Annotated in this window: 11 protein-coding genes and 1 pseudogene; 5 read left to right on the top strand and 7 right to left on the bottom strand. The window is 70.0% G+C overall.

Annotation, left to right across the window (positions count from 1 at the left end):
* Positions 1-156: 156 nt before the first annotated feature.
* The 5 genes and pseudogenes from A5780_RS43225 to A5780_RS24655 form a co-directional block, all read right to left on the bottom strand.
* A pseudogene (locus tag A5780_RS43225) lies at positions 157-306 on the bottom strand (hypothetical protein); the annotation flags it as partial.
* A 150-nt stretch (positions 307-456) separates the two neighbouring features.
* Positions 457-4200, bottom strand: coding sequence for an ABC transporter ATP-binding protein (locus A5780_RS24670; protein WP_064909712.1), 3744 nt, complete (start codon positions 4198-4200; stop codon positions 457-459).
* 84 nt (positions 4201-4284) lie between these two features.
* Positions 4285-5079 (bottom strand): ABC transporter permease, encoded by a 795-nt coding sequence (locus A5780_RS24665; protein ID WP_104364014.1) that lies wholly within the window; start codon positions 5077-5079, stop codon positions 4285-4287.
* Positions 5076-6005, bottom strand: coding sequence for an ABC transporter ATP-binding protein (locus tag A5780_RS24660; RefSeq protein ID WP_064909711.1), 930 nt, complete (start codon positions 6003-6005; stop codon positions 5076-5078). Before A5780_RS24660 ends, A5780_RS24665 begins: the two co-directional genes overlap by 4 nt.
* A complete protein-coding gene (locus A5780_RS24655; protein WP_051755786.1) occupies positions 6002-6748 on the bottom strand; it encodes a hypothetical protein in 747 nt (248 codons plus the stop codon). The genes A5780_RS24660 and A5780_RS24655 overlap by 4 nt, the downstream gene beginning before the upstream one ends.
* A 162-nt stretch (positions 6749-6910) precedes the next feature.
* Here A5780_RS24655 and A5780_RS24650 point away from each other — a divergent pair, with 162 nt between their 5' ends.
* Positions 6911-7846 (top strand): AraC family transcriptional regulator, encoded by a 936-nt coding sequence (locus A5780_RS24650; protein WP_082857482.1) that lies wholly within the window; start codon positions 6911-6913, stop codon positions 7844-7846.
* A complete protein-coding gene (locus A5780_RS24645; RefSeq protein WP_063019541.1) occupies positions 7767-8195 on the top strand; it encodes a VOC family protein in 429 nt (142 codons plus the stop codon). The genes A5780_RS24650 and A5780_RS24645 overlap by 80 nt, the downstream gene beginning before the upstream one ends.
* A gap of 59 nt (positions 8196-8254) precedes the next feature.
* On the opposite strand, the gene A5780_RS24640 is transcribed toward A5780_RS24645, so the two are convergent.
* Positions 8255-9292: a glutathione S-transferase family protein gene (locus A5780_RS24640; protein ID WP_369829548.1), complete on the bottom strand. Its 1038-nt coding sequence runs from the start codon at positions 9290-9292 to the stop codon at positions 8255-8257.
* Between the two features lie 65 nt (positions 9293-9357).
* Here A5780_RS24640 and A5780_RS24635 point away from each other — a divergent pair, with 65 nt between their 5' ends.
* Together A5780_RS24635 and A5780_RS24630 are read left to right on the top strand one after the other, a co-directional pair.
* Positions 9358-10152, top strand: coding sequence for an enoyl-CoA hydratase/isomerase family protein (locus tag A5780_RS24635; RefSeq protein ID WP_063019539.1), 795 nt, complete (start codon positions 9358-9360; stop codon positions 10150-10152).
* A gap of 94 nt (positions 10153-10246) precedes the next feature.
* A complete protein-coding gene (locus A5780_RS24630; RefSeq protein ID WP_064901721.1) occupies positions 10247-11503 on the top strand; it encodes a class I adenylate-forming enzyme family protein in 1257 nt (418 codons plus the stop codon).
* A 24-nt stretch (positions 11504-11527) separates the two neighbouring features.
* Here A5780_RS24630 and A5780_RS24625 read toward each other — a convergent pair whose 3' ends face one another.
* Positions 11528-12319: a tyrosine-protein phosphatase gene (locus A5780_RS24625; RefSeq protein ID WP_064909710.1), complete on the bottom strand. Its 792-nt coding sequence runs from the start codon at positions 12317-12319 to the stop codon at positions 11528-11530.
* Between the two features lie 372 nt (positions 12320-12691).
* On the opposite strand from A5780_RS24625, the gene A5780_RS24620 reads away from it, so the two are divergent.
* The gene (locus A5780_RS24620; protein ID WP_227462692.1) at positions 12692-13168 is read left to right on the top strand and encodes a TetR family transcriptional regulator; all 477 of its coding nucleotides are present in this window, start codon (positions 12692-12694) and stop codon (positions 13166-13168) included.
* Positions 13169-13180 lie beyond the last annotated feature (12 nt).

Raw genomic sequence — 13180 nt, 5'->3', positions numbered from 1 at the left:
CGGAGAGACCGGGGCCGGCAAATCGACGGTGGTCAAACTGCTGGCGCGCCTCTACGACCTTCCCCGTTCGCCGGGGGCCGGAGCCGGAGTGGCCGGCGCGCTGGGGGCGGCGGTCGGCGCGGAGGCGGCGGGAGTGCTGTTGGCTATCTCACCCGGCGATTCCGGTGTGTAGTCGGCGAGAAACTCGTGCCAGCTCTCATCGACCGACGACGGATCTTGCTTGTACTTCTGGTACATCTCGTCGACGAGCCACTGGTTCTGTCCGAACTGGGATGTTGAGCTGCTCACAGCAGGTGTTCGCCTCATTTCGTTCTTCGCGCTGCGACGTTTGTGACGTGCCCGGCACGGGTCGATCGGCACGATGTGCGCCGATGCGCCCTTTCTGAGGATAGGCCCAGCCGTGACAGCGTGCCCCAGCGCGGCCATGCGTAGGCGCACCGCCGCGCCACTGTCCGGTTAACCACCCCCGGACAGACCCAGCCTCATAGGTGACGACTCGTCCCCGGTCGAGAATATTCCTTCGTCGGAATCGGCTGCCTCCCAGAGTCGGTTATAGATTCCGCGCTCCGCCAGTAACTGCTCGTGCGCGCCGAATTCCACGATCCGGCCGTGCGCGACAACCGCGATCCGATCGGCGCGCGCGGCGGTCGCCAAGCGGTGCGCCACGATCACCGTGGTGCGCCCGCGAGCCAGCGATCTGCTCGCTACCAGCACCTTTTCCTCATTTGCTGGATCCAGCACCGCGGTGGCCTCGTCGAGCAGCAGCAGATCCGGGTCCACCAGCTCCGCGCGGGCCAGCGCGATCAGCTGGCGTTGCCCCGCCGACAGCCCGCGTCCGCCCTCGCCGATCGGCTGGGCCATACCGCGCGGCAGCGTCTCGATCATCTCGAGTGCGCCGACCGCCGCGGCGGCCCGGGCGATGTCGGCCGATGTGGCACAAGGTTTCCCGAATGCAATGTTGCTGGCGACGTCGCCGGTGAACAAGTGAGCTTCCTGAGGGACCACGCCGAGCCGGGCACGGAACCGGTCGAGCCGGTAGTCACGGATATCGATCTCGTCGACGCGAATGGATCCGGAGTGTGCGCCGGCCCCGTCTCCGCCGGGATGCGAACGGGGAAGGTCGTAGAGGCGCGCCAGCAGTTTGACCACCGTCGATTTGCCGGCCCCGGTCTCTCCGACCAGCGCGAGGGTCGAGCCGGCCGGGATGTGCAGCGAAACATCTTCCAGCGCAGACGTTCTGGCGTCGGGGTAGCGGAAGGTCACGCGGTCGAAGCGCACGTCGCCGCGCAGTCCGTCCTCGATGTCGACCGCATCGGCCGGATCGGGAGCGATCGAGGACGGCGTGTGCAGCAGCGTTTCGATGCGGCGCAACCCCACCCGGGCCTGCTGGTAGCCGTCGAAGACCTGGGAGAGCTGGGTGATGGGCCCGAACAACAGGCTCAGGTAGAGCACGAAGGCCACCAGCGTGCCGGCCGTCGTGGTGCCGTGCGCGACCTCGCGAGCGCCCAGATACACCACCGCCGCCTGCGCCAGATCCGCCCACGCCAGCACGAACGCGAAATACAGCGCGATGGCGCGCTGGGCCCGCAACCGGGCTCGGCGGTATCGATCGGAATAGTCGGTGAACCGGCGGGCGGCCTCGGCCTCGTGGCGGTAGGCCTGGGTCGCGCGCAGGCCCGCGACGTTCTCCTGGAAGTCGGCGTTGACCGTGGCCACCCGTTCCCGCGAGGCCGAATAGGCCGAGGCCGAGACGCGGCGGAAGAACACCGTCGCCACGATCAACGGCGGCAGCGCCACGAACACCACGACGGCCAGCGCGGCGTCGATCACCAGCAGTGCGATCACGATGCCCACGACCGTGACGAGGCTGATCAGGGCGGTGCCCAGCCCGGTTTGCAGGAAGGTCGACAGCGCGTCGATATCGGTCGTCATCCGCGTCATGATCCGGCCGGACAGCTCGCGCTCGTAGTAGTCCAGGCCGAGTCGCTGCAGGTGGGCGTAGCTGCGCACCCGCAGCCCGTACAGCACCCGCTCGCCGCCGCGCGCCGAGAGCCGGGTGTTGAGAGCCTCGGCCACCCAGCTCAGGACCACCAGCACCACCCCGGCGACGGCCGCGACCGCCAGTACGGCGCTGCGATGCTGTCCGACGCCGTCGTCGAGTGCGAATCGGGTGAGCGCCGGGAACGCCACCGAGATGGCCGCGTCCACGGCCAGCAGCGCGACCACGGCCGCCAGCAGCCGGCGCACCGGCCGCAGCAACCGCACCAGCCGGAATTTCGGATCCGGCTGTTCCAGCTCGCGATCGTCGAGCTCCGGTTGTTCGGTCGCCGGAGCCAGACTCGCCAGCGCGGCCCGCATCTCCGGCGGCGCATCCGGTTCCGAACTCGAATCCTCGGCAGCCGCAACGAGTTCGGTATCCGGGAATCCATCCGGGCCCGGCTCCACGATACGGCCGCCCGGTCCCGGCAGACGGATCACCCGATCCGCGTGTGCCAGGGTCGATTCGCGGTGCGCGAGGATCAGCGTGGTGCGGCCGTGGGCGGGCAGGGCGTCGAAGATCGCGGCCTCGGTGACGGCGTCCACCGCGGAGGTGGCGTCGTCGAGGACGAGGACGCGCGGGTCGGCGAGCAGGGCGCGCGCCAGGGCAAGGCGTTGCCGCTGCCCTCCGGAGAGCGTGAGGCCGCGCTCGCCGACGACGGTGTCGTAACCGTCCGGCAGGGCGCGGATGAATTCGTCGGCCGCGGCCATCCGGGCGGCCGCGCGGATCTCCTCGGGACCGGCATCCGGTGCGCCGAGCGCGATATTGGCGGAGATGGTGTCGGAGAATAGGAACGGCTCGTCGAAGACGACGCCGATCGCCTCGCGCAGATCGGCGGCCCGCACCCGCCCGATATCGATCCCGGCGGTCTCCGGATCCTGGTCCGCCCCGAAGAGGCTGATCCGTCCCGACTCGGGCGCGTGGAATCGCGGCAGCAGCAGTGTCAGCGTCGATTTTCCGGAGCCGGCCGGTCCGATCACCGCCACCGTCTCGCCGGGGCGCACGGTGAGATCGAAATCGTGCAGCACCGGGCGTCCCGGGTCGAATCCGAAGGTGAGGCCTCGGATGTGCAGCCCTAGCGGCCCCTCCGGCAGCGGTTGCGGATCGGGCGGGTCGATGGTCTCCGGAGCCTCGTCGATGACCTGATAGACGCGTTCGGCCGCCGCCCGGGTCAGCTGCGCCATGACCAGGACGTTGGACAGGATCCGGGTGCTCGAAGCCATCATGGTCACGTAGGTCGCGAAGGCCAGGAAGGTGCCGACGCCGATCACCGAACGCAGCGCCAGCGTGCCGCCGAGGGCGATCACGATCACCAGCCCGGCCTGTGGAATCGCCGACACCGTCGGCGCGAACCGGGAATCGATGCGCGCCGCGCGCATCCGGTGCGCGTAGAGCCGCCGCCCGTGCTCCTCCAGAATCCGCACCATCCGCGATTCCTGGCCGAAACCCTTCACCACCCGCACGCCGGTGACGGTTTCCTCGACGTGCTGGGCCAGATCGGCCGCCCGCTGCTGCGCCGACCAGGTGGCCGCGTGCAGCCGCGGCCGCACCCGGTACACCACCAGCGCCAGCACCGGCACGGTCAGCAACGACACCAGGGCCAGCGGCGGCGAGAGCACCAGCATGGCCACCGCGGCGAAGACGAAGATCAGCAGCGAGGCGGCCGAGAGCGGCGCCATCGCGAGCAGCCCCTGCACCAACTGCAGATCGCTGATCGAGCGCGACACCACCTGGCCGGTGCGCAACCGGTCCTGTCGCGGTCCGTCGTAGCGGTGCAGCGCGGTGAGCAGGTCCACCCGCACCTCGTGCTGGACGTCGAGCGCCAGCCGTCCCGCGAGCCAGCGCCGCCCGTAGGTCGCAGCGAAGCGGGCGATGGCCAGGGCGACCAATATCGCGGCGATCGGAGCGAGTGCCCCGACCTCGCCGGCCCGGGCCCGGTCCAACGCGGCCTTCGCGGCCAGGGGTGCCGCGGCCTCCGCGCCGGCTCCCGCCACCACGGCCAGAACGACGCCGGCGAGCACCCGCGGATGACCGGCGCAGGCAGTCCAGAGCCGTCGCAACCAGCCGCCGCGGCCCGCATCGGGCGCGCGGCGGGAGGGTGCCGCCGCGGCCGAGCCGGCGTCGCGGCGGGATCCGGGGTCGAGGGTTTCGGTGTCGTTCATGTCGATTCGACGGTACCGACGCGCCCCGACACCCGGCGTCTCCCGCACCCCGTGCGGGAAATTCCACCCGGATCGGCTGTCGAATCAGATGTCGCGCGTGCGCAGATACCACCAACCGGCCGCCCCGGCGGCGATCGCCCAGACCACCAGCACCACGGCCGAGGCCGCATTCGGCGGCAGGAACGGACTCTCGGGGAACGAACCGACCGCGACCGAGCCGATGGTGGCCGAACCCGGCAGCAGCACCACCACGCCCGCGATGCCCGCGCCCTTGGCGACCAGCCAGATCAGCGGTTCCAGGATGAACAGCCATCCCGCCATCGCGATCACGGCCAGATTGGGTGAACGCACCAGCAATCCCAGGCCCACGCCGATCACGCCCCAGCACACCGCCGCGAGCAGGCCGCCGCCGAACACCCCCACCAGTCGCCAGCCGAATTCGACGGTGTGCCGCCCGAAGGCCAGCAGGCCCAGCGCCGCGCCGATCTCCGCGCACGCCGCGAGAACCAGCGAATAGGCCGCGGCCACACCGGCTTTCGCGCCGAAGAGCACGTTGCGGTCGGGCGTGAACAGCGCGGTGAGTTCCATGCCGCGGTAGCGGTATTCGTCGCCGGCCGCGACCGCGCCGCCGATCGCCGCCGCACCCACCGCCACCGCGATCGCCAGATACAACCCGAGGGTCGCGGTCCCGGTGACCAGCGCCTCGCGCGGTTGCGGACCCGACCCGCGCAACGCGGAGGCCGAGGCGACGACGAAGCCCACGGCCGCGAGCACCGGGGGCAGCATCCAGCCGGAGCGCACCGCGGTGATCTTGCGCAGTTCGGCGGTCGCCGCCCGGTTCACCTCGGCGGGAACGGTGGGCAGGGTCGGCAGCATCATCGCGTTCCGTACATGGTCGCAGGGGCGGGGGCGGGATAGGCCGGCGGCGCGGACGATTTGGTGAGGATGGCCAGCACCCGATCCGGGTGGACGGGTTCGGCCACCACCTCGCCGAGATGGACCCGGGCCAGCGCCGCGGCGGCCTCGATCTCGGCGCGAGAAGCCTCGGCGACGGCAAGTCGGCCGTCACTGCGCATCACCGCGTCGGTGAAGCCCTGCGCGGCCAGCGTGGTGGCCAGCGCGATCGGGCTCGACGCCGCGACCACCAGCCGATCCGGATGGTTGCGCCGCAGCCGCCGCGGACTGCCCTGATAGGCCACCGAACCGGCCGAGAGCACGATCACCTGATCGCAGACCGGCACGGCCGTGGCCAGGCTCTGCGAGGTGAACAGGGTGGTGCCACCGCGCCGGGCATGAGCCCGTAGATAGTCGAAAAGCCATGCCCGCTCGGGCGATTCGAGACCTTCGAACGGGTCGTCGAGCACCAGCAGGCGCGGCTGTGCGAGCAGTGCCTGCGCCACCGCGAGCCGCGTGCGCAGGCCGTCGGGAACATCCCGCACCCGCGTGGCGGCGGCCTCGTCGAGGCGCAGCATCGCGAGCAGGGCGTCGACCCGTTCGTCGTCGACACCCGCGGCGGCCGCGTACACCCGCAACTGGGCGCGCACGGTCCGGGCCGGGTGCAGTCCGCGCGGCTGCAGCACCGCGCCGATCCCGCCGCCGTCGAAGGTCTCGGCGACGCCGGAATCGGCTCGCAGCAGTCCGAGCAGAATGTGGATCAGCGTGGATTTTCCGGACCCGGGCGGGCCGACGAGGGCCGCGGTGGTGCCGGCCGGAACCGAGAACCCGACATCGCGTAAGGCGACCACACCCTCGAACTGCTTGTGCAGTCCGCTGATCGAGACGGCGAGCGAGCGGGCCGCGCTCATCGCTGCTCGGCCGTCGAACCGGAGGCGGTGCCGTCCGGATTACCCAGTGCCGGAAGCGGATCGGCGTCGATCACGGTACCGCGTGCGGTACGGCCGGACCACCGCATCGGTGCGGGGCCGAATGCCTTGTGCGCGTTGCCGATCACATTCTTTCCCAGGGCGCGGTTGCCGAATCCGCCGACGGCCGCGCCGATTCCGGCCGGCAGGATCTTGCCGAACATGAGCATGCTGCGCTTGGTGACGAACTGGACGACGAATCGCTTCATCAGCGATTCGTTCATGCCCTTGATGCCCGGGATCCGCTCCGCCAGCAGCGTGCCCCAGTTCTTGGCCGAATGGCCCACGCTCTGCTGCACGATCTCCATACCGCTCTCGCCGAGCACCACCGCCAGCACCAGCGCACGCCGGCGTTCCTTGTCCTCGGGGGCGACGCCGTGGACGGCGGCGACGGCCAGGGTGAAGACGGCCGAGGCCTCGAGGAAGAAGGTGGTTTCCGCGCTCATCGCCGCGAGCGAGGTCAGGGTGCCCACCCCAGGCACGGCGGCCGTGGCGCCGACCGCGGTGCCGCTGCCGGTCACGGTCGTGAGATAGATCTTCTCCAGCCGATCGAGGATCTGAGCCGGACTCTCGTCCGGATGTGCCCGGCGGAACCGGTCGACGTACTTCGCGACCGCGGGAGCCTGCAATTGTGCCCCGTTGTCCAGCAGTGACCGCACGGCCTTTTCCACGCCGCTGTCGAACATCGGTAACGCACCCCTCTCGTCCGGTCGGCACAAACTCTAGTGGTGCCGATCCGACGGCCGCGGACGAAGTCGGCGACGGTGGCCGATACGGCCGTCGTCCGTGCAACGAACCGCGCCCGGGTCCGGTTCCACCGCGGCTCCGCGCCGCCTACCGTGGAGAGGGTGAGTGGTGTCTCCGCGGGAGCGCGCCGGTTGCCCGCCCCGTCGTTGCGGCCCTATCTCGGCCGCTACGACGGCTATCTGCTGCGCGGATTCGATCCGGGCGTGCACGTCGGCATGCCGAGTACCTCGATCACGGTGATCCTCACCATCGACGAACCGATCGACGTGCCGGTGTCCTCCCATCCCGACCAGGCCGGAGGCTGCTGGGACGCGCTGGCCGGCGGGCTGACGCTGCGGCCGACACTGATCGCGCACAACGGCTACCAGCACGGAATCCAGCTGGCGGTGACACCGCTGGGCGCGCGGGCGCTGTTCGGCATACCCGCCGGTGAGCTGGGGGAGTGGATCGTCGATCTATCGGATCTGCTGGGGCCCGAGGCCGAGCGCGTGCGGGAGCGGATCGCCGCGACCTCCGACTGGCGGGCGCGGTTCGCCGTGCTGGACGAGGTCTTCTGCGCGCGGGTCGCCGCGATCGATGCGCGCCGGCTCGAGATGGACGCCAATCTCCGCCGGGCCTGGCGGCTGCTGACCGACCCCGCCGGCGCACCCGCGGTCGATCGGGTGGCGCACGAGATCGGCTGGAGCAGAAGGCATCTGGCCGCGCGATTCGCCGGCGAGTTCGGCATCACGCCGAAGGAGGCCGCGCGGCTGACCCGCTTCGAGGTCTCGCATCGCATGGTGCGCCGCCCCGAGGTGAGCATCGCCGAGGTGGCCGCCGCGACCGGCTATTACGACCAGGCCCATATGGCCCGCGAGTGGCGCGAACTGGCCGGTTGCCCGCCGTCGGCGTGGCGTGCGCGCGAGGTGTTCCCATTCGTCCAAGACGACGGGGACCCGGGCGAGAAAGGCTGGGTGCATGACCGAAACAACCGATACCGCAACGACCCGTACCGCGACGACGACCGCCCCGCTGTGGCCGACGTTCATCTACCGTGACGCCCCGGCGGCGATCGACTTCCTGCAGCGTGCCTTCGGCTTCGTAGAAGTCGCGCGCTACGGCACCGCCGACGTGGTCCAGCACGCCGAACTCGGCTGGCCCGGCGGCGGCGGGATCATGCTGGGTTCACAGCGCGACGATTCCGCGCTCTGCGAGCAGCCGCCGGGGACCGGCTCGGTGTACATCGTCGTCGACGACCCGGACGGACTCTACGAACGCGCCCGCGCCGCCGGTGCGACCATCGTGCGCGGGCTCCGCGACGAGGACTACGGCTCGCGCGGATTCACCTGCCGCGATCCCGAAGGCGTGTTCTGGAGCTTCGGCACCTACGCGGGAACCTCCGCCTGACGAAACGACGCACGAGCGGATCCGGTGCGGAGGCGGGGACAGCCTCCGCCCGGTGACGCTCAGACCCAGTCGGCGGCCGGAACCCGCTCCGCCGGCAGGGGCGGCGGAGGCGGGGTGCCGTCCCCGAAGGGCTTGCCGCCCAGTGCTTCTCGGCCGTGTGGTGTCAGCCAGCCCGACAGTTCCGGCCCCTTCGGCACGATCCCGGTCGGATTGATATCGCTGTGCACGATGTAGTAGTGCCGCTTGATCTGCGTGAAATCGATGGTGTCGCCGAAGCCCGGGGTCTGGAACAGGTCGCGCGCGTAGGCCCACAGCACGGGCTGTTCGGTGAGCTTGTTCCGATTGCATTTGAAATGGCCGTGATACACCGGGTCGAACCGCACCAGCGTGGTGAACAGCCGCACATCGGCCTCGGTGATGGTGTCGCCGACCAGGTAACGCTGTTCGCTCAACCGTTCCGACAACCAGTCCAGCGCGGTGAACAGCCGATCGTAGGCGGCGTCGTAGGCATCCTGGCCGCCGGCGAAGCCACAGCGGTAGACACCGTTGTTGACCTCGGTGTAGACGCGCCGGTTCACCTGATCGATCTCGGCGCGCAGCGGTTCGGGATACAGCTGCGGCGCGCCCGGCCGGTGGAACTGCGTCCACTCGGTGGAGAAGTCGAGCGTGATCTGCGGGTAGTCGTTGGTGACCACCTGTCCGGTCGGCACGTCCACCACCGCCGGGACCGTGATGCCGCGCGGATACTCCGGGTCGCGCGCGAGGTAGGCGTCGCGCAGGAAGTGGATGCCCAGCACCGGGTCCACCTCGTCCGGATCGAGGTCGAAGGTCCAGCTGCGTTTGTCGTGGGTCGGCCCGCACAACCCCAGCGAGATCACCTGCTCCAGGCCGAGCAGCCGCCGCACGATCAGCGTGCGGTTGGCCCACGGGCAGGCCCGCGCCGCGATCAGCCGATAACGCTGCGGTTCGACGGGATAGCCGTCGCGGCCGTCGGCGGTGATCCGGGTCGTGATGTAGTTCGTGTCCCGTTTGAATTCGCCGGGCTCGACATAGGTCGCGGTGTTCGAACCGGCGTGCTCGATCGGCGAGGTATCCACCGGACCAGTCTGGCAGACCGGCGGCCGGGGTACCGGTTACGACTGGTTCTGGATAGATTCGGCCGATGAGCGATTCGAAACCCACCCGGTTGGAGCGGACCGAGACAGAGGCCGGCGCCCAGCTCGCGATCATCACCATCGACCATCCGCCGTTGAACCTGTTCGATTCGGCGCTGCTGGGATCGCTCGCCGCCGATCTCGCCGAGTTGACCGCGAATCCGCCGCGCGCGCTGCTGATCCGCGCCGAGGGCAAGGTCGTCTCCGGTGGGGTCGACGTCCACGAATTCGACGGGCTGAGCGTGGATCAGGGCGCCGAACTGTGGCAGCGCCTGTTCCAGGGCATCATCCACCCGGTCGAGGCCCTGCCGTGCCCGGTCGTCTTCGCCGCCCACGGCCTCACCCTGACCGCTGCCTTCGAGATCTCGCTGGCCTGCGACATCCTGCTGGCCTCGCCGAAGGCCAAGTTCGGGCTGGTGGAGACGGTCGTGGGCCTGACGCCGTCGATGGGCGGCCCGCAGCGGCTGGCCGAGCGCGCCGGTTCCGGCCGGGCGCGGGAGCTGGTCATGACCGGCGACCTGTACGACGCGGCCACCCTCGCCGACTGGGGTGTGGTCAACGCGGTGCACGAGGATGTCGACACCGCGGCCCGGGCGCTGGCCGCCCGCCTCGCCGACGGCCCGACCCGCGCGCACGCGGCCACCAAGCAGATCATCGCGGCATGGCGTTCCGGCGGCGTCGAACATGCCGATTCGGTGACGCCCAAGGTCTCCGGTGAACTGTTCGAAACCGAGGATTTGCGGGGTGCGGTGCGCAGCTTCCTGGAGGTGGGCCCGGGGAAGGCGAGCTACACAGGGCGGTGATCGCCCGGACATCTTTGTCGCCTAACGCCCCGCGATTGTGATCTGCGTCATATAGTCACAGATGCCTGTTGATCGAGGCATCCGGAGGGACTTGATGACGCAGCTTCTGATCGAATATCCGCAGACGCGAAATCCGTGGTGCGGCAACCCTCTTGCTCGCGGTGCCGACGGCGTGCTGCGGTACGGAAATCTCAATCCGGCCCTCACCGAACTGCTCGATGTGCAGGTACACGCGTTTTCGGCCCGGGAGGCGGTCGTCGAAATCGGCGGTCCGCGGCTGACCTACCGGCAGCTGTGGCATGCCGCCTCCCGGATCGCCGGCGGACTTCAGGAACACGGAATCGGTTACGGCGACCGGGTTGCCGTGCGGATGCCGGTGGGCGCGCGTTGGGTCCAGGCCTTCCTCGGCGCCCTGTTGTCCGGTGCGGTGCCGGTGCTGGTGTACGACGGGCTGCCCGATGCCGTGGCCGCCCAGGTGATCGCGGACAGCTGCGCGGATTTCGTCCTCGACGGCGGCGGTGCGGACGCCGGTTACGCCGACTTCCCCGACGGCGCGGCCTTCATCGACGACGGTGCCTCGCTGAGCGAGCTCGCCCTGCTGTGCTACACCAGCGGCGCTGCGAGCCAAGGCCTTTCGGAGGCGCCGGGCGGTCCGCGCGGCGTCGAGTTGACCAACGAGAATCTGCTGTCGGCGGTGCGCTCGGTGGTGGGCGCCTTCGACCTGCCGACCGAAGGATTGCGCAATCTGGTCCTGATGCCGCTGGCGCACGCGAGCGGCTGTGTCGATCAACTGCTGCCGACCTTCGCTGTGGGCGGCACGGTCGTCCTCGCCCCGGATCCGGCGATGATCGCCGAGACGATCGTCGCCGAACGTATCGATATGGTGGCCGCGACGCCCCGCATCTTCGCGGGCCTGCTCCCGGAACTGGCCGGATTGCGGGCGGAGGGCGTGCGCCAGGTGTGCAGTGCGGGACATCGTGCCGAACTGGCCGCGACCGACGCCGGCACCGCCGAAATCGTCGCCGAGGCGCTGCGCGAGGTGTTTCCGCTGGCCCGGCAGTGGTCGGTATGGGGTGCGACCGAAACCAGCGGCATCGGATTGGCCCTGATGGACAGCGGCGTGACGCCGGGCAGCGACGTTCTCGGATTCCCGTTCGGCGGTACCGAATTGGCGCTGTGGGGGCCGCGGGCCGGGGTGGGCAGCGGCGAATTGCTCTGTCGCGGGCCGAATATCACCCCGCGCTACTGGAACGACCCGCAGACCACGCAATCGCGGTTCACGGGCAGTTGGTTCCACACCGGAAATCAGGTCAGCATCGACACCGACGGCCTGGTCCACCGCACCGGATAGCCGGTGCCGGCCGACAGGACTGGATCACTCCAGCATGCGGGTGTGCAGGGCGGCCCGCAATCGCGGTGTGATGCCGATGGCCTCGAGATAGGCGTCGAGGGTGCCGTAGTGGCGGTGCATGGCCTCGGTGCCGGCGGCGAGGTATTCGATGCTCACGCCCAGCAGGGCGGGCGGCAGCGACTCGCCGGAATTGCGCGCCACGTCGGCGGCCAGCGATTCGACGGCCTCGTTGCTGAGCAGATAATCGGCCAGGACGTCGTCCTCGGTGACGCCGACGGCCCGCAGCAGGGTGGCGACCGCCCAGCCGGTGCGGTCCTTACCGGCCGCGCAGTGCACCAGCACCGCGCCGTCGCCGCGGGCCAGCGACCGGGCCATCGCGGTGATCGCGAGTCCCGCCTCCGGCATCGAGGGGAATTCGGCGTAGACCTCGAGCAGGTCGAGGTGGCGGCCGGTCGTCGCGGCGTCGTCGCGCGCGGCGGCCTCGTGCGGCGGCTGCGCCGTCGCCTCCGGAGCCTCGTGCGGGGCCCGGGCGGCGCCGACCCCGGAGTGGAACGGTGTCACCTCCAGCCGCACGCCGTCGGGAAGGACGTCGACGCCCATCCGGTCGGCCTCGCCGGGCCCGCGCAGATCGTGCACGGTGGCGACGCCGAGCCGGCGCAGGATGTCGTGTCCGCGTTCGTCGAGCCGGCACAGCTGAGCCGACCGGAGCAGAACTCCGCTGCGAATCTTGGTCCCGCTCGCCGTGCGCAGGCCGCCGACGTCGCGGTAGTTGAAGGTGCCGGGAATGTGGAGATGATCGGGGCGCACCGTTGTCACGACTCCAGGTTATCGGCGGGTTCGACACGGTGGGCGGCGATGGCTCAGCTGTGTGCTCGCCCACATCGATATAACGATTCCCGGCCCGAGGCCGTAGAGTTCTGAGCGTTTGCGCCCGCGCGGCAGCCGCCCTGACCGTGGCGGATCCACCGCCGAACCCCACCGCGGGATGTGTCGGGGTGGTAACAAAACAATCTTTCAGTACGGAATGACCCGTTGAACCTGGTCACGATCCCCGAAAACCCTCTAACATTGACGGATGTTGAACGGGCCGCCCGGGGTAGACCTCGGAAGAGATCACCGCGGATCTGATGCCCGTTGAGCGAGCCGCGCAGGCGAGGTGCGCGAGTTCTTTCGCCGAGGGAGTCGTCGTTGAGCGCTAGTGGAGAGATGATTCGGGTCCGGCCGCGGCCGATCGTGCAGGAGGCCATCGACGCCGCGTCGGCCGCCTGCGACTGCACGGGCACGCGCGCGTTGCGGGTGGTTCTGCATGCCGGCGTGAGTGCGATGTGGTCGGCCATCCGGGCCACCCCGCAACGGCAGGTGCACACGCTGGATCTCACGATCAGTTCCTTACGCCGCCGCTGGGAGGGCGAGGCCGACTGCCCCGGTCTCTCGGCGACGGAGTGGCTGCGCGACCTGGACGCCGAGGTCGGTGCGGCGCTGTACGCGTGTGCCGAGCGTTCCGATACCCAGTGGATCGAGCCGGTGGCGGCGATATCGGCGTATGTGCTGGCCGTGATCCAGGGCGCCGTGCTGCGCTGGCTCGCCGACGGTGACGACGAGACCACGCTCGTGGTGCTGGACGATCTGGTCGCCACGCTGATCACCAAGGCGGTCGATCGGTAACGACGCGCGGGG

Origin of the sequence: Nocardia sp. 852002-20019_SCH5090214 (assembly GCF_001665865.1) — a bacterium.
Taxonomy (GTDB): domain Bacteria; phylum Actinomycetota; class Actinomycetes; order Mycobacteriales; family Mycobacteriaceae; genus Nocardia; species Nocardia nova.
The sequence above is the reverse complement of the archived record's forward strand: the minus strand, read 5'-3'. Positions and strand labels throughout refer to the sequence as shown.